The organism is Streptomyces pluripotens (assembly GCF_000802245.2).
Lineage (GTDB): Bacteria > Actinomycetota > Actinomycetes > Streptomycetales > Streptomycetaceae > Streptomyces > Streptomyces pluripotens.
On the sequence record NZ_CP021080.1, the window covers coordinates 6,439,244 to 6,459,304 of the forward strand.

Genomic DNA, 20,061 nt, shown 5'->3' on the forward strand with positions numbered 1-20,061 from the left:
TGCGCCCATAAGGTCACGGATGGCCATACCCGATCATTTTCGATCACGCGGGTTGGGTGGGCCGATCGGGCCAATCGCATGACCCGCACGGTGCCACTGTGGATCGCGGGCCGGCACCACATCGTGCTCCGGCCGCGGGTGTCACTTTGTCCGCCTTCCAGACTTTGAGGCCGCCGTCGAATCCGGCCACTGCTGGCGACCGCATCGTTACCTTCGGCTACCGCATGTCGCCGGTGGCCCCGACCGTCACCGGTGGTCCGGCGTGCCGAGGATCTCCCCCAGGTCGTAGCGCACGGGCTCCTCCAGCTGGGAGTAGGTGCAGCTGCGCGGTGCACGGTCCGGGCGCCAGCGGCGGAAGCGGGCCGTGTGCCGGAAACGCCGACCGTTCTCCATGTGGTCGTAGGCGACCTCGGCCACCCGTTCCGGTCTGAGTGGCACCCAGGACAGGTCCTTCTTTCCCGACCAGCGGCTCGGCGCGCCCGGCAGCCGAGCTGTCTCGTGCGCGGGCCCGTCTGCCCACGCCGCCCACGGATGCCCGGTCACGTCGTCCATCCGCAGCGGCTCCAGCTCCTCGACCAGCTCGGCCCGCCGCTTCATGGGGAAGGCGGCCGATACGCCCACGTGTTGGAGCCTGCCCTGATCGTCGTACAGCCCGAGCAACAGCGAGCCCAGCACCCGACCGCTCTTGTGGAAGCGGTAGCCGGCCACTACGACGTCCGCCGTCCGCTCGTGCTTGATCTTGAACATGGCGCGCTTGTCCTGCAGGTAGCGCAGCGTGAGCGGTTTGGCGACAACTCCGTCGAGACCGGCGCCCTCGAACTGTTCGAACCACTGTCGGGCCACGTCGATGTCGGTCGTCGCGGGCGCCCTGTGTACCGGCGGAGCCGCGTCGGCGAGAGCGCGCTCCAGCAGTGCCCGGCGGTCGGTCAACGGAGCATCGAGCAGGGAGCGGTCATCCAGCGCCAGCAGGTCGAAGGCGACGAAGGAGGCCGGGGTCTTCCCAGCCAGCATCCGTACCCGGGATTCGGCCGGGTGGATCCGTTCGGTCAACGCGTCGAAGTCCAGCCGTCCGTTGCGCGCGATCACGATTTCCCCGTCGAGCACGCACCGCTCGGGCACCTGCTTCCTCAGCTCCGCGACCAGCTCGGGGAAGTACCTGGTCAGCGGTTTGCTGGTGCGGCTGCCCAACTCGACCTCGGACCGGTCCCGGAACACGATCGCGCGGAAGCCGTCCCACTTCGCCTCGTACTGCATTCCCGGCGGGATCTTCGCCACCGACTTGGCGAGCATCGGTTTCACAGGCGGCATCACCGGCAGGTCCATGGCATCGATTCTGCTCGCACACGTCCGCTGCTGCCCGGTGTGCGCGCAGCGCTGGGTGCCCCTACGGTGGCCGCATGGCTGATGCGGTGGAGCTGGAGGTGGCCGGCCGGAGCGTGCGGTTGTCCAGCCCGGACAAGGTCTTCTTCCCGGAGCGGGGTTACACCAAGCTGGACCTCGCCCGGTACTACGCCGTCGTCGGCCCCGGCATCCTCCGTGCCCTGCGCAACCGCCCCACTACCCTGGAGCGCTACCCGGACGGTGTGGGCGGAGAGTGGTTCTACCAGAAGCGGGCACCCAAGAGCATGCCCGGCTGGATCCCGACCGCCCGCATCACCTTCCCCAGTGGACGCAGCGCCGACGAAATGTGCCCCACCGAGGAGGCGGCGGTGGTGTGGGCCGCCCAGTACGGCACCCTCACCTTCCATCCCTGGCCGGTACGCGCCGCGGACCTCGACCACCCCGATGAACTCCGCATCGACCTCGACCCGCAGCCAGGCACCGACTATGACGACGCCGTCCGTGCCGCCAGTGAACTCCGCGCCGTGCTGGATGAGTTCGGTGGCCTGCGTGGCTGGCCCAAGACCTCCGGTGGCCGGGGTCTGCACATTTTCGTCCCCATCGAACCGCGCTGGACCTTCACCCAGGTGCGTCGTGCGGCGATCGCGGTCGGCAGGGAGATGGAACGGCGGATGCCGGATCGGGTGACCATCAAGTGGTGGAAGGAGGAACGGGGGGAGCGCATCTTCCTCGACTACAACCAGACCGCCCGGGACCGCACCATCGCTTCCGCCTACTCCGTACGCCCCCACTCGCACGCCCCCGTATCGGCACCCTTGCGCTGGGAGGAGGTCACCGTCGCCCGCCCTCGTGATTTCGACCTGGCCACCATGCCGGCCCGCTTCGCCGAACGCGGCGACGTGCACGCTGACATGGACGACCACGCCTACTCCCTGGACGCGCTGCTGGAGCTGGCCCGCCGGGACGAGCACGACCACGGCCTCGGCGACCTGCCGTACCCGCCGGAACACCCGAAGATGCCCGGCGAACCGAAACGTGTCCAGCCCAGCAGGGCCCGGGGTGAGCAGGCGCCCTGACATGGGTGGAGCCGAGCACGCGTCGCTGACGCCGGTGCGGACGGGACCGGCGGTTCGCCGGGGGATCATGTGGGGGTGACCCGTGTGCTGACCCGAAGCGACCTTCACGCCGTGCTGGAGCCGCAGGCCTGTCTCGCCGCCCTGCGTGACGGATTCCGAACGGCCGACCTCGTGCCCGTCCCCGGCCAACGGGTGCGGACCGACCTGCCGTTCCCCGGCACGGCCACCGCACTCCTGCCCGGGCTGTTGCCCAGCGCGGAAGCGTACACAGTGAAGGCGAACACCAAGTTTCCCGCCGCCCGGCCTGCCCTGCGCGGGGTGATCTGCCTGCACAGCGGTGTGGACGGGGAGCTTCTCGCCCTACTGGACTCGGCGACCGTCACGGCCTGGCGGACGGGCCTGGCCGCGGCTCTCGGGACCGCACTGTTGGCCCCGCCGGCGTACGAGGTCCTCGGGGTGATCGGAGCTGGTGCCCAGGCGGAGCTGGCGGTGCGCGGCCTGTACGGTGACGGCCGACCACGGGAACTCGTCGTGCACGACACGGACTCCGGGCGGGCCGCTGAGTTCGCCGCCCGGCATGGGGGGAAGGTGCTGGCCTCCGCCCGGGCGGTGGCCAGGGCGGCCGATGTCGTTCTGCTCGCGACCTGGTCCCGCACCCCGCTGCTGGCCCTGGCAGACACATGCGCCGGCCAGCACTTCACGAGCCTCGGCACCGATGAGCCCGGCAAACGGGAACTCGGCCCCGAGCTGTTGGATGCGGCGCTTCTCGTCGTCGACGACCGGGAGTTGGCGGCCCGAACCGGCGTACTGTCGGCACCAGGGCTCATCCGAACGACCGCGGACGCCACCCTGACGGAGGTGCTGCGCGGCACGCACCCCGGGCGGTCCTCGGCCGGGCAGCGTTCCGTGTACGCCCCCGTCGGACTCCCTTGGCAGGACCTCGCCCTCAGCCTGTTCGCCTGGCAAGAGGCGGAACGCCAGGGCGTGGGGGCGGTGATCGATCTGTTGGGTTGAGCTCCTCGCAGGCCGGGGCGTTGGCGGAAGCAGCCAGGTCGGGAGGGGGGACGGGGGCGGAAAGCCAGACGGTCAAGTCCGATGTCCGTTCGGGCTCGACCAGTACGAGGGCCGGTCCTTCGAAGGCGTCGCCGTCCGGGTCGCCTCCCTATCCTGACCCGTAGCAGCCGATGAGGAGTCCCGAAGTGACCGAGGCAGTGTCCCGTCCCACGCTGGAGGCGGTGGCCGCGCGGGCCGGCGTGTCCCGGGCCACCGTGTCACGGGTGGTCAATGGCGCGGGCGGAGTGCGCGAGCCCCTGGCCGAGCGGGTCAGGCAGGCCGTGGCCGAACTGGGATACGTCCCCAACCAGGCAGCCCGCAGCCTCGTCACCAAGCGGCACCAAGCCGTCGCGGTGGTCATCGCCGAACCGGAGACCCGGGTCTTCGCCGACCCCTTCTTCGCCCTCCAGTTGCGCGGTATCAGCAAGGAACTGACGGCACAGGACAACCAGCTCGTCCTGCTGCTCATCGAGGGCCGTGACGACCACGCGCGCGTGGCCCGCTACCTCGCCGGAGGCCACGTCGACGGGGCGCTCGTCTTCTCGCTGCATCTCGACGACCCGCTGCCCGGGCTCATCCAGGGCGCCAGTGTGCCCACGGTGTTCGGCGGGCGGCCCGGCTGGGGCGCCGGCACGGGGCGCACTCGAGCACAGGGCCCGGGAGTGGTGTACGTCGACTGCGACAACCGGGGCGGGGCCCGTGCGGCCGTACGCCATCTCGTGGGTCTCGGTCGCGGACGCGTCGCGCACATCACCGGTGCCCTGGACCAGACCTCGGCGGTGGACAGGCTCGACGGCTACCGGGACGTCATGGGTGAGGTCCCGGGCGGATACGATTCCCGGCTACTCGCGGAGAGCGACTTCACTCCGGCCGGCGGCGAACGCGCCATGCGCGAACTCCTCGACCGCTGCCCGGACCTGGACGCCGTGTTCGCCGCCAATGACCTCACTGCGCTCGGTGCCTTGCGGGTGCTGCGAGAGCGGGGCCGACGTGTTCCCGTGGACGTGGCCCTGATCGGCTTCGACGACATGCTGTCCGTCGCCGAGCAGACCGACCCGCCGCTGACGACGGTCCGTCAGGACATCGAGGAGATGGGCCGGCTGATGGCCCGCCTTTTGTTGCAGGTCCTGTCCGGCGGTCGGGCGCAGGACACCCCAGAGGCGCCGGCTGGGTCGACCGCTCCGGCCGCCCCGGACGCGGGTCTGATCCTTCCGACGAAGCTGGTACGCCGCGCATCCGCCTGATGTCCGGAGCCGCCGGTGGCCGGGTCCGCCGTGGACTCGGAGACGGACGACGACGGGGTCACGTGCCTGCGGGCCCGGTCAGCTCTGCGGTCGGGCGCTTTCGATGACCGCGAAACGCACCCCGTGCGGGTCGTCGAGCCGGGCCATGCGGCCGACGCCCTCCACGGTCGTCGGGGGCATGCGTACCGTCCCACCGAGCCGCTGGGCCTTCTCGACCACACCGTCGGTGTCCTCGATCTGGAAGTACGAAAGCCAGTGCGGGCCGCCTTCTGCCTCGCCAGGAGCATCGGCCAACGGTACGATCCCGCCGAACATCGCGTCCTCTCCTCTGCCTGCCGGGTTGACGCAGGTGTACGTCCCGCCGGGGAAGGGCGCGGCCGAGGTTTCCAGGCCGAGCACCTGGTGGTAGAACGCGGCGGCCGCCGCGATGTCCGGCGTGTACAGCTCGACCCAGTACAGCGCGCCGGGCTCGTTCGCCACGTCCACGCCCTTGGTCCGCCCTGGCTGCCAGATGCCGAACGGCGCACCCGCTTGGTCGGTGAGGACCGCCACGTGTCCCTGGCCCATCACATCCACAGGCTGGACCCGCACGCTGCCGTGGGCCCCTTCGGCCGCCTTGGCGGTGGCCTGTGCGTCCTCGCTCTGGAAGTACACCGTCCAGGCCGGCTGCCCCTGCTCGGGGCCGCTCTGCATGCCGCCGGCGACGGTTCTGCCGTCCAACTGGAAGAAGCCGTAGCCACCGGCGTCGGGCCCCGCCGACTGGAACCGCCAGCCGAAGAGGGCGCCGTAGAAGGAGACGGCTCCGTCGATGTCGGGGGTGCTGAGGTCGATCCAGTTGGGGGCACCGTTGACGAAATGGGTGGTGAGCATCTTCGCCCTCCTCGAGGGGAGTGCCGTCCTGTGCACTGCCGAGTCTGGCACCGCCCGCGGGCCACCGCCGCCCGAGTAGCTGGACGGCCCTGCTCCGCACCCCGGGCCCCAGGCCCTGCCGGGCCCCAGGCCCTGCCGGGCCCCAGGCCCTGCCGGGCCCCAGGCCCTGCCGGGCTCCGCGCGCCGCCGTGCGACGCCGGGGCCGAGGAAGGATCATCTCAGTGGCCGGCCGGACGAAAGGCTCACTGCACTGGAACCGCCTGCCGCAGGAAGAACCGTCGGGCCGGCCCAGGACCGGACGGCAGCTCTGAGCGTGGCCCGGGACCCTGGCAGCGGCATTGAGCCGGCGTTGAACCGGCGTTGATCGAACGTTTTTCATCGCCCGGCACGATGCTGACCATGCACTTCGAAACGATCAACCCGGCCGACGCAACCCGGCCGGCCCAGGCGCTGTGCGCGCAGACGGGGCCGGACTTCTTCTTCCCCGAGCCAGGGAGCTCGGTGCGTGAGGCGAAGCGTATCTGTGCCCTGTGCGAGTTGCGTCGGGCCTGCCTGGACTACGCGCTGACCAACGACGAGCGCTTCGGCGTGTGGGGCGGGCTGTCCGAGAAGGAGCGCCTTGCTCTCAGGCGCGTCTCTGGCTGACAGCCCGGCGCCACCGTTGCGGTCATCCGGAGGCGCGCGCCGCCATGCGGGCCTTGCGGGCAGCCAGCTTCTCGTCGAACTTCGATGCCTCTGTGTCCAGTCCGCCCAGGAACAGGCCCAGTTCCTCCTGGGCCTTGCGGCCTTCGGTGCCCAGTCCGTCGATCTCCATGATCTTCAGGAAGCGCAGCACCGGCTGCAGCACGTCGTCGAGGTGGATGCGCAGGTTGTAGACCTCGCCGATCGCCATCTGTGCGGCGGCCCGCTCGAAGCCGGGGATACCGTGGCCGGGCATGCGGAAGTTCACCACGACGTCCCGGACCGCCTGCATGGTGAGGTCGGGGGCGAGCTCGAAGGCGGCCTTGAGCAGGTTGCGGTAGAAGACCATGTGGAGGTTCTCGTCGGTGGCGATGCGGGCCAGCATGCGATCGCACACCGGGTCGCCGGACTGGTGGCCGGTGTTGCGGTGGGAGATGCGGGTGGCCAACTCCTGGAAGGCGACGTAGGCGATCGAGTGCAGCATCGAGTGCCGGTTGTCCGACTCGAAGCCCGAGCTCATATGGGCCATACGGAAACGTTCCAGCTTGTCCGGGTCCACAGCGCGCGAGGTCAGTAGGTAGTCACGCATCACGATGCCGTGGCGGCCCTCCTCGGCCGTCCAGCGGTGCACCCAGGTGCCCCAGGCTCCGTCGCGGCCGAAGAGCGTGGCGATCTCATGGTGGTAGCTCGGCAGGTTGTCCTCGGTCAACAGGTTGACCACGAGGGCGATGCGGCCGACCTCCGTCACCTTGGACTGGTCCTTTTCCCACGCCTCCCCGTCCTCGAACAGGCCCGGGAAGTTGCGTCCGTCGCTGAAGGGTACGTACTCGTGCGGCATCCAGTCCTTGGCGACCTTCAGATGCCGGTTCAGCTCCTTCTCGACCGCCTCTTCCAGCGCGCACAGCAGCCGCGCATCGGTCCAGACGGACGGGCTGCCGAGGTGAGAGGAGGTGATCGTCACGAGAACTCCAGGGGACGCCGATGGTGCGGGAGGCAAAGGAAAAAAAGGGAGGGCACCGGCGAGCGGCGCCGGAACCTACGTGATCGTAAGCTACGAATCCGTAGGTTACGTAGCCGTAGGTTAAGGGCGTCGTAAAGAGTGCTGATCACAGTGGTCCGGCGGGGCCGCAAGGGCGCGTCGGACAGCCCCGGGGCCCGCAGGTCCCCAGGCTGTCCGAGCGATGTGATCACCCGGTCAGGCGTACAGCTCCCGCAGCCGAACCGAGAGACAGGTCACACAGCCCTCCAGCTTCTCGAACTCGCTGATGTCCACCGTGACCACCTCGTGGCCGAGGTCGGTCAGCAGTTCCGCGGTCTTCGGCGCACTCGCCGCCATCAACAGTTTGCTGCCACCGAGCAGCACCACGTGCGAGCCGGACTCCTCGGGCACCGAGAGGAAGCCCGGGAAGAGCGAGGGCCGGTCCACCAGCGGGATGTGCCCGATCACCGTGCCGTCCGGCAGTGCGGTGACTGCCGACTTCAGATGCAGCACCTTGCTCACCGGTACGGCCACCACGCGCGCGCCCAGGGGTTCGAAGGCCGCCCGCAGCTGCTGCACACCGGCTGCATTGGTCCGTCCGCCCCGGCCGACGTAGATCGTGTCACCCACTTTCAGGACGTCGCCGCCGTCCAGGGTGCCCGGATCCCAGATCCAGTTCACGGAGCAGCCGAGGCGCGCCACCGCCTCCTCGGTGCCCGCCGTCTCCTCCCGTCGGGACTCGGCGCCGGGCCGGGTGATCAGGGCCACGTTCTTGTACAGGACGACGGTGTCCTCGACGAACACCGAGTCCGGGCAGCCGTCGGCCGGTTCGACCTCGATCGTCTCCCAGCCGTGCGCCCGCAGCGTTTCGACGTAGGCCTCCCACTGCTCGACGGCGAGTGTGACATCGGCCTGCTCCCGCTCGATGTGCGTCACCAGGCCTTCGGCGAGGCGGGGGCTGGGGCGGCGGACGAGGGCCTTCTTGCTGGGCACGAGGGGCCTTTCGGACGGGTCGGGTCGGGCAGCGGGCCGCCTGGTGCGGCTCCGGCGCCGATGCGGCACCGGTCCGCCATCATGCAGGGATCTCCGCCCGCGGCAAAACCCCCGGCGCCGGGCTGTGCCCCTCCTGAGACGGTCCCGTAGGGGCTTGTCCCCGGGCCGGGACCTGTCGTGCGGCGGTGTTCTCGAAGGCCGCGCTGCCGTCGGGTCCGTACGGTCTCAGCCTGGCCGGGCCGGTGACCGCCTGTGCCGCCGGCTTCGGGTCGTCAGAGATCGGACCGGTCAGGGAGTCCGGCGTCGTCCGGGGTGGTTTCCCTCAGCTCTCCGTCCTGCATCAGCAGCCAGCGGGTGATGCCGATCGATGTGAGGAACGGCAGGTCGTGGCTGGCGACGAGCAGCGCACCCTCGTACGACTCCAGGGCCGAGACCAGCTGCCGGACGCTGGCCATGTCGAGGTTGTTGGTCGGCTCGTCGAGCAGCAGTAGTTGGGGTGCCGGTTCGGCGAGCATCAGCGCGGCCAGGGCCGCCCGGAAGCGCTCACCGCCGGACAGCGTGGCCGCGCTCTGGTCGGCTCGCGCCCCCCGGAACAAGAAGCGGGCCAACCGCGCCCGCACCCGGTTGGCGGTGGCACCCAGTGCGAACCGGGCGACGTTCTCGGCGACGGTCAGCTCGTCGTCCAGGATGTCCAGCCGCTGCGGCAGGAAGCGCAGCGGCACGTGCGCCCTCACCTCTCCGGCCACCGGCTCCAGTTCCCCTGCGACGGTCCGCAGCAGGGTCGTCTTCCCGGCGCCGTTGCGGCCGACCAGTGCGACCCGCTCCGGCCCGCGCAGATCGAGGGTGCCCGGCACGCGTGTGCCGTGGGCCATCGTCAGGTGCTCCACGGTGAGCACCTGCCTGCCCGGTGGTACCGCCGTGTGCGGCAGGTCGACGCGGATCTCGTCGTCGACGCGTACGGCGTCCACTGCCTGCTCCAGGCGCTCCCTGGCTCCGGCGAGCCGTTCCTCGTGCATGGTGCGGTGCTTGCCCGCGGACTCCTGGGCGGCGCGTTTCCGTGCCCCCATCACGATCTTCGGTTCGCGCTTGGAGTCCCACATTCTCTGCCCGTACCGCTTGCGGCGGGCCAGTTTGACCCGTGCATCGGCCAGTTCGCGCCGCTGCTTGCGCACATCGGCCTCGGCGACGCGCACCATGCGCTCGGCGGCCTCCTGCTCGACGGCGAGGGCCTCTTCGTAGGCCGAGTAGTTGCCGCCGTACCAGGAGACCTCCCCGGAACGCAGCTCCGCGATCTGGTCGACCAGGTCGAGCAGTTCCCGGTCGTGGCTGACCACGACCAGTACGCCCGGCCACGCCGTGACGGCTTGGTACAGCCGCCGACGCGCGTACAGGTCCAGGTTGTTGGTGGGCTCGTCCAGCAGTAGGACATCCGGGCGGCGCAGCAGTAGTGCGGCGAGGCGCAGCAGCACCGATTCGCCGCCGGACACCTCGCCGACGGTCCGGTCCAGGTCGATGTGGCCGAGCCCGAGTTCGCCGAGGGCGACCCGGGCGCGTTCTTCGATGTCCCAGTCGTCGCCGACCGTCTCGAAGTGTTCCTCGGCGGCGTCACCGGCCTCGATGGCGTGCAGCGCGGCTCGCCGGTCGGTGATGCCGAGGACTTGGTCGACGCGGAGAGCGGTGTCGAGGGTGACGTTCTGCGGCAGGTAGCCAATCTCACCGATCGCCTTGACCGTGCCGTCGGCCGGGATGAGCTCGCCGCATAGAAGCTTCAGCAAGGTTGACTTTCCCGACCCGTTGACGCCGATGAGCCCGGTCCTGCCGGGACCGAAGGCGACGTCGAGGCCGTCGAAGACGGCGGTGCCGTCGGGCCAGGCGAAGGACAGGGAGACACAGGTGAGAGCAGGTGACATGAGGGCCTCGCGAGAATGGGTGCGGTGGGATGAGCGCGTGTTGAGACACCGCGAGGCGGAAACCGAAGGGGCCTGGGCACGGAGGAGGCCGGGAAGGCCTGTGCCGGAGGACGGCTCGGACGCCGAGGTCGTACGCCGCGCACACCTCACTGGTGCGACACGGTGCCTCAGGACCTCAGACGAGCAACGTCCTTCTCCTATCGACGGCAACAGAACCGATGTGCAAGGTAGTAAGGGGGCGTGTCGGGCGTCAACGCAATTGATGATGGGCCCGGTGCGCTTGTCTCACTCGGGCGCGGTTCTGGCGGCGGCGCGCTGACGACGCCGTTTGCGCGCAGCGGGCGGGGCCGGTTCGCGGGTGCTCAGCAGATGTCCCGCATCAGTTCGGCCAGGTCGTGGTCGAGGTCGAGCTGGAGGTGTTCGAGGCCGGCGGGCACCAGTTCGTCAGTCGCCGCCAGGAAGCGTCGTACCGTCTGCGAGTGCACGTGCACGACCGCGGTGCCTTCGGGGGCGTGGAACTCCAGCACGGTGCGGCCATACCCGTATGGCCGCACCCGGACGTCTCCGTGGCCCTCGGGGCCCAGCAGCCCGGCCGCGAGGAGTTCCCGGGAGAAGGTCCAGCACGCCTCGACACCTTCCAGGGTTGCCGGGGCCGGGAAGGCCATGCGCACGGCGAACGGGTCGCGCCGGTCGTAGCGCAGTGTGGCGGGAATGCTCGGCATGCGCGGTGCGGCGGCGACGAGACGGGCCTCTACGGGCTGCTCGATGACGGTGGACAACGCCTTGCTCCCTTGACGGCTGGACTGCGCCCGGCTGGATGTGTGACGCCCGGCACCGGAAGAGACGACGGAATCGGCCACGGCGTGCACACCCGGTTCGCGTGACCTCGGTCACCGCGTTCGGGTGCGACGGAGGGCGACAGGGACGGCAGGAACGAGCAAGTCGCGACAATTCCCGTCAACATGCGGCAAGGAAGAGTGAAGGAGTGAAAGGGGGCGCAAAAGGAGATGCGAAAGCATGTGCGACACAGATGCAAGGAGTCGCACGGAACGACGGCCGCGCGGGGTTCAGCCCAGTGTCTGCCGGTGGCGTGCCAGCTCCGGGGCCGTCTTCGTGGCGATGAATTCCGTGACCCGGTAGGTGCACACCCCGGCGGCGGCGAACGGGTCGCTCGCGATGGCCTCCTCGATCCGGGTACGGTCCTCCGCGACGGCCACCATCACCCCGCCGTCGCGGGGCTTCTTGCGCCCGGACGCCAGGATCAGGCCCTTCTCGTACTGCTCGTCCAGCCACGCCACGTGGTCGGGCAACAGGGCGTCCACGACATCGAGGGGGGCGGTGTAGACCAGCTCAAGGATGAACATGATCGCGAGCGTACCCGCTGGCTCCGGTAGCCGGGCTCTGGCCGTACAGTCGTGGCCACCATGACTACCGTAGGCGTACCCGCGGGCTGGCCCGCGACCGAGGAAGAGGCTCGTGCCGTGCAGGACGAGCTGCGCGGGCTGGTGGTGCTCGACGAGCCCGGACCGCCTCCGGGAGAGGGCCGTGTCACGGGGGTCGACGTCGCCTACGACGACGACCTGGACCTCGTCGCCGCGGCGGCCGTGGTCCTCGACGCCGCCACGCTGGAGCCCGTGGCCGAGGCGACGGCGGTCGGCCGGGTCTCTTTCCCGTACGTGCCCGGGCTCCTCGCCTTCCGTGAGATCCCCACCGTCAGGGCCGCGCTGGACGCCCTGCCGTGCCCGCCGGGGGTGGTGGTGTGCGACGGCTATGGCCTTGCCCACCCGCGCCGCTTCGGGCTCGCGAGTCATCTGGGCGTGCTCACCGGCCTGCCGGCCATCGGCGTCGCCAAGAACCCCTTCACGTTCACCTACGCCGCACCGGGCCCGGTGCGGGGCAGCTGCGCACCGTTGCTCGCCGGCGCCGAGGAGGTGGGGCGCGCGCTGCGCACCCAGGACGGTGTCAAACCGGTCTTCGTCTCCGTCGGTCACCGGATGAGTTTGGACGGTGCCGTGGCACACACCCTCGCTCTGACCCCGCGGTACCGTCTGCCGGAGACGACGCGCAGGGCCGACGCCCTGTGCCGCCGGGCCCTGCGGGAGGCGGCACAGGACGTGTCGGGTCGCCGAGGTCAGGACGGGACGATCCGCCAGGCGCCGACCTCCTGATACGCCGAGTCGTAGACGGCCGAACCGTCGCCGGGTTCGAGGGCGTAATGGCGGACGTTGCCGCCCCAGTACCGCAGGATGCGCCCGAGCTCGCCCGCCCGGTCCTGCGTCGACGCGCTTTCGTCCACGGTCACTTCGAGCACGAACTTCACGCCTGTTCCGCCTCCTTGGGCTTCCCCTGTGCCGTTTCGGCCTTGGCCTCCATCGTCTCATTCACCTGCGGGTTGACACCCGCGAGGCGATGGCAGCAGGTCGTGCGGTGTCCTTGTGGCGGGAAGCCTCACCTCGGGGAGAGGGCTCGGGGCGCCGGGTCAGGACACGGCGGTCACCGCCGTGCCGTGACCCGGAAGGTAATCCCGGCGGCGCGCAGCCGTTCGGTCAGGGCGTCGCCCATCGCCTGCGCCGTGGTGACTTGCCCGGCCGTCGGCGGGAGGTCGTCGAAGGCCAGGCACAGGGCGGCCTCGGCGAGCATCTTCGCCGTCTCGCCGTACCCGGGATCGCCGCCCGCGACCTCCGTGTACACGCGCTGTCCGCCTCCCTCGCCGGCGAAGCGCACCGCGAACCAGCTCTTCGCCCGCTTCTGCGCGTTGGGTCCGTCCCCTGGCTTGAGCCGGTCCGACAGCCATCGGCGGGCCGGCGGGAGCTGGGCGGCTGCTGCCACCGTGCCCACGGCGGCGACTGCGCCGAGTGCCACCGGCAGACGCCGCACCGCGGCGTAGTGCCGGTAGCGGAAGTCGGGTCCGTAGCGCTCCAGCGCCCTTGCCGAACGGCCCACGATCTGCGGGTCGATGGTGGGCAACGGCAGCGCCCACGCGCCGGCCTCCCCGGAGAACCTCGGCAGGCCCGCAGGCGTGGCCACCCGGCGGGTCGTCAGCCGCGGCTCGTGCCGTGACCGCGCACGTGCCGCGGCCAGCATCCGCCGGCCCCGGGCGGCCTGGTTCAGCGCCGAGGCGAGCGTGCCGCCGGAGAAGGCGGCGTCGGCGGTCACGTAGCCGTCCACGGTCAGCGGCACGCCCTCCGGCAGCTGTCGCACGGTGAAGTACACCCCCAGATCGTGGGGGACGGAGTCGAAGCCACAGGCGTGCACCAGGCGTGCGCCCGTTTCCCGCGCGCGTGCGTCGTACCGGACATACATCAGGTCCACGAACTCTGGTTCACCAGTGATGTCCAGGTAGTCGGTACCGGCGTCCGCGCAGGCCGCGACCAGATCCTCACCGTGCTGTACGTACGGCCCCACGGTCGAGGCCACCACGCGAGCCCGCCCGGCCAGAGCACGCAGCGCGACCGGGTCGCCGGCGTCGGCCCGCAGGACGTCGACGTCCCTCGCGCCGGGCAGCCGTTCCCGCAGCCGTGCCAGCTTCCCCTCGTCGCGGCCGGCCACTGCCCAGCGCAGATTCTCGGGCGCGTGTGCGGCGAGGTACTCCGCGGTCAGCGCACCGACGAAGCCGGTGGCTCCGAACAGCACGAGGTCGTAGTCACGGTCCGTCCTGTTTGGTCCGTTCATGACATCACACTCCTTGGTCGTGCAGCACGCGCCGCTGTCGGTGGCCGAGGCTAGCGTGAGGAGTGCGCAGTCCGACGAGTAGCCCGGAGGCAGTGGTGGCCGTAGCGAGGAACGCGCTGAGGAAGCGGGAGAAACTGCGCGAGTTCGCGCTCTCCCTGCCCGGCGCGGCCGAGGAGTTCCCGTGGGGCGAGTCCGTCGCCAAGGTCAACGGAAAGGTGTTCGCCTTCCTCGGGGTGGGCGACGGTAGTCACCCGCCGGGCGTCACCGTCAAACTCAGGGACCAGTCCGCCCATGCGCATGCGTTGGCCACGCCTGGCGTCGCGCCCGCCGGGTACGGCCTCGGCAGAGCCGGCTGGGTGCGGATACGGCTGGAGGGCGTGGGCGCCCCCGTGGTGGAACTGCTGTGCGACTGGGTGGAGGAGAGCTACCGGTCGATCGCCCCCAAGCGCCTCGTGGCGGAACTCGACGTTCGCGGCTCGTAGCAGGACCCGGTCCGCGGTTCATGGCGGAGCCGGTGCCCGGCCCGGCGGGATCCGACCGCCCCTCACCTCCCGGGTGATGTGCCTCACGGCGGGCATTTGGCTAAGCGCTTGCTCGTTGAGGTCTTGTGTCCGGTGGAACACGTTCCTAGCATCACTGGTGTTACATCAGTTGTGTCATACGCATTTGGGGGTTGGACGCATGACGACGGCGCAGACGCCCACCACACCGGGCACCGGTCCGCTGTCCGGCGTGCGCGTGGTGGAGCTGGCGGGGATCGGCCCCGGCCCGTTCGCCGCCATGCTGCTGGCCGATCTGGGTGCCGACGTGGTCCGGGTGGACCGTCCGGGTGGTCCGGGACTTGCGATCGACCCCGCCCACGACGTCACCAACCGCAACAAGCGCTCGATCGTGCTCGACCTGAAGACACCGGAGGGCCCCGCACGCGTCCTCGATCTCGCCGAACGGGCCGACATCCTCATCGAGGGCTACCGCCCGGGCGTCGCCGAGCGCCTCGGCGTCGGCCCCGGGGACTGTCACACCCGCAACCCCCGCCTGGTCTACGGCCGCATGACAGGCTGGGGCCAGGACGGGCCCCTCGCCCACCGGGCCGGCCATGACGTGGCCTACATCGCGCTCACCGGCACCCTCGGTATGATCGGCCGCCCGGACGAGCCCCCGGCCGTCCCCGCCAACCTGCTCGGCGACTACGCGGGCGGCTCCCTGTACCTGGTCGTAGGTGTCCTCGCCGCACTGCACCACGCGCGCGCGACCGGCGTCGGCCAGGTCGTCGACGCCGCCATCGTCGACGGCACCGCCCATCTGTCGACGATGATCCACGGCATGCTCGCCGCCGGCAGTTGGCAGGACCGGCGCGCGGCCAACCTCCTCGACGGCGGCTGTCCCTACTACGGCACCTACGAGACCTCCGACGGCAGGTACATGGCGGTCGGCGCCCTGGAGGTGCAGTTCTACGAGGAATTTCTGCGCCTGCTCGGTCTGGACGACCTGTCAGCGGCCTGGATGGACCGGACCCGGTGGGGCGAACTGCGCGAACGGATCGCCGACCGCTTCCGCTCCCGCACCCGCGACGAGTGGGCGGCCGTCTTCGAGGGGTCCGACGCCTGCGTGGCGCCCGTGCGGTCCCTGAGCGAGGCGCCCCACGACCCGCACCTGACGGCCCGCGGAACCTTCACCGATCACGACGGCATCACCCAGCCCGCTCCCGCCCCGCGTTTCTCCGTGACCCCCACCACCCTCCGTACCGGCCCGGCCCGGCCCGGCGCGGACACCCGGGCGGTGGCGCGGGACTGGGGGATACCAGACCTCGCGCCCGCCGCCCCCGTCGCCGACCGCGACTGACCCGGCCCACCCTCCTGGGCCCACCTTCCCGAAAGGCACACCAGTGAGCACCGAAGCGTACGTGTACGACGCGATCCGCACCCCGCGCGGCCGCGGCAAGGCGAACGGCGCCCTGCACGGCACGAAGCCCATCGACCTGGTCGTCGGTCTCATCCACGAGGTCCGCGACCGTTTCCCCGACCTCGACCCAGCAGCCGTCGACGACATCGTGCTCGGGGTCGTCAGTCCGGTCGGCGACCAGGGCTCGGACATCGCACGGATCGCCGCCGTCGCCGCGGGGCTGCCGGACACGGTCGCCGGCGTACAAGAGAACCGCTTCTGTGCGTCTGGTCTGGAAGCCGTCAACCTGGCCGCCGCCAAGGTCCGCTCGGGCTGGGAGGACTTGGTCCTCGCCGGCGGCGTCGAGTCCATGTCCCGTGTCCCGATGGCCTCCGACGGCGGTGCCTGGTTCAACGATCCCATGACCAACCTCGACGTCAGCTTCGTTCCGCAGGGCATCGGCGCCGACCTCATCGCCACCATCGAGGGCTTTTCCCGCCGGGACGTGGACGAGTACGCGGCCCTGTCGCAGGAACGTGCCGCGACCGCCTGGAAGGAGGGCCGCTTCGACCGCTCGGTCGTTCCCGTCAAGGACCGCAGCGGCCTGGTCGTCCTCGACCACGACGAGCATCCGCGCCCCGGTACCACCGCCGACTCCCTCGGCAAGCTGAAGCCGTCCTTCGCGGACATCGGCGAGTTGGGCGGCTTCGACGCGGTCGCGCTGCAGCGGTACCACTGGGTGGAGAAGATCGACCACGTCCATCACGCGGGCAATTCCTCAGGCATCGTCGACGGCGCTTCGCTCGCCGCGATCGGCTCCCGGGCGGTCGGTGAGCGCTACGGCCTCACCCCCCGCGCGCGGATCGTCTCCGCGGCCGTCTCCGGCTCCGAGCCCACCATCATGCTCACTGGGCCCGCCCCCGCCACCCGCAAGGCCCTGGCGAAGGCCGGCTTGACCATCGACGACATCGACCTGGTCGAGATCAACGAGGCGTTCGCCGCAGTGGTCCTACGGTTCGTCAAGGACATGGGCCTGCCATTGGACAAGGTCAACGTCAACGGCGGTGCCATCGCCCTGGGCCACCCGCTCGGGGCGACCGGCGCGATGATCCTCGGCACGCTCATCGACGAACTGGAGCGCCAGGACAAGCGCTACGGACTCGCCACGCTGTGCGTGGGTGGCGGCATGGGTATCGCCACCATCGTCGAGCGCATCTGAACTCCCCGCGGAACCAAGAGACTTCAACGGAGACCACTGCCATGACCGAAAGCACCACCATCCGCTGGGAGCAGGACGACACCGGTGTCGTCACCCTCGTCCTGGACGACCCCGATCAGTCCGCCAACACCATGAACCAGGCCTTCCGGGCCTCCATCTCGGCGATCGCCACGCGCGCGGAGGCCGAGAAGGACTCCATCCGCGGCATCATCTTCACCTCGGCCAAGAAGACCTTCTTCGCGGGCGGCGACCTCAAGGACATGATCCAGGCCCGCCCCGAGGACGCCCAACATGTCTTCGACACCGCGACCGAGATCAAGAATGCGCTGCGCCGCCTGGAGACCCTCGGCAAGCCGGTGGTCGCCGCCATCAACGGCGCGGCCCTGGGCGGCGGTTACGAGATCGCGCTCGCCTCCCACCACCGCATCGCCCTGGACGCTCCCGGCTCCAGGATCGGCCTGCCCGAGGTCACCCTCGGCCTGCTGCCCGCGGGCGGCGGCGTCACCCGCACCGTCCGCCTGATGGGCATCACGGACGCGCTGCTGAAGGTGCTGCTGCAGGGCACCCAGTACCCGCCCCGGCGCGCCCTGGAGAACGGCCTGGTCCACGAGGTCGCCAACACCCCCGAGGAGATGCTCGCCCAGGCCCGCGCCTTCATCGACGCGCACCCCGAGTCCCACCAGCCCTGGGACGTCCCCGGCTACCGGATCCCCGGGGGAACCCCGGCCCAGCCGAAGTTTGCCGCCAACCTGCCCGCCTTCCCGGCCAACCTCCGCAAGCAACTGGGCGGCGCCCCCTACCCGGCGCCGCGCAACATCATGGCGGCGGCCGTCGAGGGCTCGCAGGTCGACTTCGACACCGCCATCACCATCGAGACCCGCTACTTCACCGAACTGGTCACCGGGCAGACCGCCAAGAACATGATCCAGGCGTTCTTCTTCGACCTCCAGGCGGTCAACTCCGGTGCCAGTCGACCCCAGGGGGTCGAGCCCCGCCAGGTCCGCAGGGTCGCCGTCCTCGGCGCCGGCATGATGGGCGCCGGCATCGCCTACGCGTGCGCCCGCGCCGGCATCGATGTCGTCCTCAAGGACGTCTCCCCGGATGCGGCTGCCAAGGGCAAGGGTTATTCCGAGAAGCTGTGCGCCAAGGCCGTGGCCAAGGGCCGTACCAGCCAGGAGAAGGCCGACGCGCTGCTCGCCCGGATCACACCCACCGCCGAGGTGGCCGACCTCGCGGGCTGCGACGCGGTGATCGAGGCCGTCTTCGAGGACACCGCCCTCAAACACAAGGTGTTCCAGGAGATCCAGTCCGTCGTCGCCCCCGACGCGCTACTGTGCTCCAACACCTCCACCCTGCCCATCACCGCGCTCGCCGAGGGCGTGGAGCGGCAGGCCGACTTCATCGGGCTGCACTTCTTCTCCCCGGTCGACAAGATGCCGCTGGTCGAGATCATCAAGGGCGAGCGGACCGGTGACCAGGCCCTCGCGCGCGCGTTCGACCTGGTCCGGCAGATCAACAAGACGCCGATCGTGGTGAACGACTCGCGCGGCTTCTTCACCTCCCGGGTGATCGGCCACTTCATCAACGAGGGCGTCGCCATGGTGGGTGAGGGCATCGAGCCCGCCTCCGTGGAGCAGGCCGCTGCCCAGGCCGGCTACCCCGCCAGGGTGCTCTCGCTCATGGACGAGCTGACCCTCACCCTCCCGCGCAAGATCCGGGCCGAGACGAAGCAGGCCGTCGAGGAGGCGGGGGGCACCTGGTCGGCGCATCCGGCAGACACGGTGATCGACCGCATGGTCGACGAGTTCGGTCGTACCGGCCGCAGCGGCGGCGCCGGCTTCTACGACTACACCGAGGACGGCAAGCGGGCGGGGCTCTGGCCGGGCCTGCGCGAGCACTTCACCAAGCCCGGATACGAGATCCCGTTCCGGGACATGCAGGAGCGGATGCTCTTCGCCGAGGCGCTCGACACCGTACGCCTGCTCGAAGAGGGTGTCCTGACATCCGTCGCCGACGCGAACATCGGCTCTCTCCTCGGCATCGGCTTCCCCGGTTGGACCGGCGGTGTCCTCCAGTACATCAACGGCTATGCAGGCGGCCTGCCCGGTTTCGTAGCCCGCGCCCGTGAGCTGGCCGAGCGCTACGGCGACCGGTTCAACCCGCCCGCACTGCTGGTGCGGAAGGCCGAGGAGAAGCAGACGTTCACCGACGCGCGCTGACGCCGCTCACCCGGACGGTGTGCCCCGGGGGCCGGTCTCCGGGGCCGCCGCACCGTCCAGCCATTGGCGCAACTCCTCCTTCAGCGAACGCTGGAAGGTGGTGAGCAGGGCCTGCACCACCAGCGGGTGCATATGGGCGGACAGCGATTTCACGTCCCGTGCGTCGCGCTCAGCCACCGCCTGCCGCAGCAGTCCCGACAACTCGTGCGCGGCGGCGCGCGCGTGCTCGCTCAGCACGGTCCGGGCGGCGAGGATCGTTTCCTGCGACAGCGGCACGTCCAGCAGCTGCACCGCGAGTCGGAGTAGACCGCAGTCCACGCGCCAGGACTCCCCGTCCCGGGTGACCACGTTCATGGCGGCCAGCCGGTCCACCTCCTGCTCCTCCAGTGCTCGTCCCGCGCGCCGGTCAAGTTCCCGCCGGGACACGGTTTCCACACTGTCCGGTGCCCAGGAAGCGACGACCGCCCGGTGGATCGCCAGGTCGTGCGGGCCGATGTCGGCCGGCAGTTGCTGCAGGTGCCGGTCGATCGCCGCGAGGGTCATGCCCTGGTGTTGCATCTCCTCGATCAGCATCAACCGTGCCAGGTGTTCGCGGCCGTAGCGGCCCACCCGGCGCGGGCCGATCACTGGTGGCGGCAGGAGACCCTTGGTGCCGTAGAAGCGGACCGTGCGGACCGTGACGCCCGCCCGCGCGGCCAGCTCGTCGATGGTCAGGGCGGGCTCCCCGGCATCGGTCGTCGCGTCCGTCGTCATGTGCAGCAGTATCGCTGTCTCACCGATGCTGTGAAACCTCCCCAGCGGCTTGGACACCATGAGCACCGCTGGTCCGCGCCACTGGATCGACCGGCTCACCACCATGTGAGAAAGGCCGCTGTGTGATCATGGCCACCGCATGACGGGTGATCTTTCTGGGAAGCTGCTGT

General features: G+C 70.4%; 19 protein-coding genes. 9 read left to right on the plus strand and 10 right to left on the minus strand.

Going from position 1 to position 20,061, the window contains the following annotated elements:
- Positions 1 to 246 precede the first annotated feature (246 nt).
- Positions 247 to 1,323, minus strand: a complete 1,077-nt coding sequence (locus LK06_RS28540) for an ATP-dependent DNA ligase (protein ID WP_039655418.1) — start codon at positions 1,321 to 1,323, stop codon at positions 247 to 249.
- A 74-nt stretch (positions 1,324 to 1,397) separates the two neighbouring features.
- On the opposite strand from LK06_RS28540, the gene ligD reads away from it, so the two are divergent.
- The 3 genes from ligD (at position 1,398) to LK06_RS28555 (ending at position 4,714) form a co-directional block, all read left to right on the plus strand.
- Complete coding sequence (ligD, locus tag LK06_RS28545; protein WP_174673949.1) at positions 1,398 to 2,417, plus strand: non-homologous end-joining DNA ligase; 1,020 nt, start codon at positions 1,398 to 1,400, stop codon at positions 2,415 to 2,417.
- A gap of 75 nt (positions 2,418 to 2,492) precedes the next feature.
- Positions 2,493 to 3,431, plus strand: a complete 939-nt coding sequence (locus LK06_RS28550; RefSeq protein ID WP_039655419.1) for an NAD(P)-binding domain-containing protein — start codon at positions 2,493 to 2,495, stop codon at positions 3,429 to 3,431.
- Positions 3,432 to 3,616: 185 nt separating this feature from the next.
- Positions 3,617 to 4,714, plus strand: coding sequence for a LacI family DNA-binding transcriptional regulator (locus LK06_RS28555; RefSeq protein WP_043432482.1), 1,098 nt, complete (start codon positions 3,617 to 3,619; stop codon positions 4,712 to 4,714).
- A gap of 78 nt (positions 4,715 to 4,792) precedes the next feature.
- On the opposite strand, the gene LK06_RS28560 is transcribed toward LK06_RS28555, so the two are convergent.
- Complete coding sequence (locus tag LK06_RS28560; protein ID WP_039655421.1) at positions 4,793 to 5,584, minus strand: VOC family protein; 792 nt, start codon at positions 5,582 to 5,584, stop codon at positions 4,793 to 4,795.
- Positions 5,585 to 5,983: 399 nt separating this feature from the next.
- Here LK06_RS28560 and LK06_RS28565 point away from each other — a divergent pair, with 399 nt between their 5' ends.
- Positions 5,984 to 6,229, plus strand: a complete 246-nt coding sequence (locus LK06_RS28565) for a WhiB family transcriptional regulator (RefSeq protein ID WP_039655464.1) — start codon at positions 5,984 to 5,986, stop codon at positions 6,227 to 6,229.
- Between the two features lie 22 nt (positions 6,230 to 6,251).
- Here the strand turns inward: LK06_RS28565 and LK06_RS28570 are convergent, their stop codons facing one another.
- From LK06_RS28570 to LK06_RS28590, 5 genes are all read right to left on the minus strand, one after another.
- Positions 6,252 to 7,226, minus strand: a complete 975-nt coding sequence (locus tag LK06_RS28570; protein ID WP_039655422.1) for an acyl-ACP desaturase — start codon at positions 7,224 to 7,226, stop codon at positions 6,252 to 6,254.
- A 234-nt stretch (positions 7,227 to 7,460) separates the two neighbouring features.
- A complete protein-coding gene (gene ddaH / locus LK06_RS28575) occupies positions 7,461 to 8,237 on the minus strand; it encodes a dimethylargininase (protein ID WP_039655423.1) in 777 nt (258 codons plus the stop codon).
- A gap of 272 nt (positions 8,238 to 8,509) precedes the next feature.
- Positions 8,510 to 10,147 (minus strand): ABC-F family ATP-binding cassette domain-containing protein, encoded by a 1,638-nt coding sequence (locus LK06_RS28580; RefSeq protein WP_043432484.1) that lies wholly within the window; start codon positions 10,145 to 10,147, stop codon positions 8,510 to 8,512.
- A gap of 362 nt (positions 10,148 to 10,509) precedes the next feature.
- Positions 10,510 to 10,926, minus strand: a complete 417-nt coding sequence (gene ssgD, locus LK06_RS28585) for a spore wall synthesis regulator SsgD (RefSeq protein WP_039655425.1) — start codon at positions 10,924 to 10,926, stop codon at positions 10,510 to 10,512.
- Between the two features lie 288 nt (positions 10,927 to 11,214).
- Positions 11,215 to 11,511, minus strand: a complete 297-nt coding sequence (locus tag LK06_RS28590; RefSeq protein WP_039655426.1) for a YciI family protein — start codon at positions 11,509 to 11,511, stop codon at positions 11,215 to 11,217.
- Positions 11,512 to 11,571: 60 nt separating this feature from the next.
- Between LK06_RS28590 and LK06_RS28595 the strand changes: the two genes are divergently transcribed.
- Complete coding sequence (locus LK06_RS28595; RefSeq protein WP_043432490.1) at positions 11,572 to 12,315, plus strand: endonuclease V; 744 nt, start codon at positions 11,572 to 11,574, stop codon at positions 12,313 to 12,315.
- On the opposite strand, the gene LK06_RS28600 is transcribed toward LK06_RS28595, so the two are convergent.
- Positions 12,279 to 12,467: a hypothetical protein gene (locus LK06_RS28600; RefSeq protein ID WP_039655427.1), complete on the minus strand. Its 189-nt coding sequence runs from the start codon at positions 12,465 to 12,467 to the stop codon at positions 12,279 to 12,281. The genes LK06_RS28595 and LK06_RS28600 overlap by 37 nt on opposite strands.
- Positions 12,468 to 12,640: 173 nt before the next feature.
- Positions 12,641 to 13,819 (minus strand): saccharopine dehydrogenase family protein, encoded by a 1,179-nt coding sequence (locus LK06_RS28605; protein WP_043432486.1) that lies wholly within the window; start codon positions 13,817 to 13,819, stop codon positions 12,641 to 12,643.
- Positions 13,820 to 13,914: 95 nt separating this feature from the next.
- On the opposite strand from LK06_RS28605, the gene LK06_RS28610 reads away from it, so the two are divergent.
- The 4 genes from LK06_RS28610 (at position 13,915) to LK06_RS28625 (ending at position 19,138) form a co-directional block, all read left to right on the plus strand.
- Positions 13,915 to 14,301: an MmcQ/YjbR family DNA-binding protein gene (locus LK06_RS28610; RefSeq protein ID WP_039655467.1), complete on the plus strand. Its 387-nt coding sequence runs from the start codon at positions 13,915 to 13,917 to the stop codon at positions 14,299 to 14,301.
- A gap of 199 nt (positions 14,302 to 14,500) precedes the next feature.
- The gene (locus tag LK06_RS28615) at positions 14,501 to 15,661 is read left to right on the plus strand and encodes a CaiB/BaiF CoA transferase family protein (RefSeq protein WP_039655429.1); all 1,161 of its coding nucleotides are present in this window, start codon (positions 14,501 to 14,503) and stop codon (positions 15,659 to 15,661) included.
- 43 nt (positions 15,662 to 15,704) lie between these two features.
- Positions 15,705 to 16,919: an acetyl-CoA C-acetyltransferase gene (locus LK06_RS28620; protein WP_039655430.1), complete on the plus strand. Its 1,215-nt coding sequence runs from the start codon at positions 15,705 to 15,707 to the stop codon at positions 16,917 to 16,919.
- 41 nt (positions 16,920 to 16,960) lie between these two features.
- Positions 16,961 to 19,138 carry a 3-hydroxyacyl-CoA dehydrogenase NAD-binding domain-containing protein gene (locus tag LK06_RS28625; RefSeq protein ID WP_043432487.1) on the plus strand — a complete coding sequence of 726 codons (2,178 nt, stop codon included), beginning with the start codon at positions 16,961 to 16,963 and terminating at the stop codon, positions 19,136 to 19,138.
- Between the two features lie 6 nt (positions 19,139 to 19,144).
- On the opposite strand, the gene LK06_RS28630 is transcribed toward LK06_RS28625, so the two are convergent.
- Positions 19,145 to 19,891, minus strand: coding sequence for a MerR family transcriptional regulator (locus LK06_RS28630; RefSeq protein ID WP_039655468.1), 747 nt, complete (start codon positions 19,889 to 19,891; stop codon positions 19,145 to 19,147).
- Between the last annotated feature and the right edge of the window lie 170 nt (positions 19,892 to 20,061).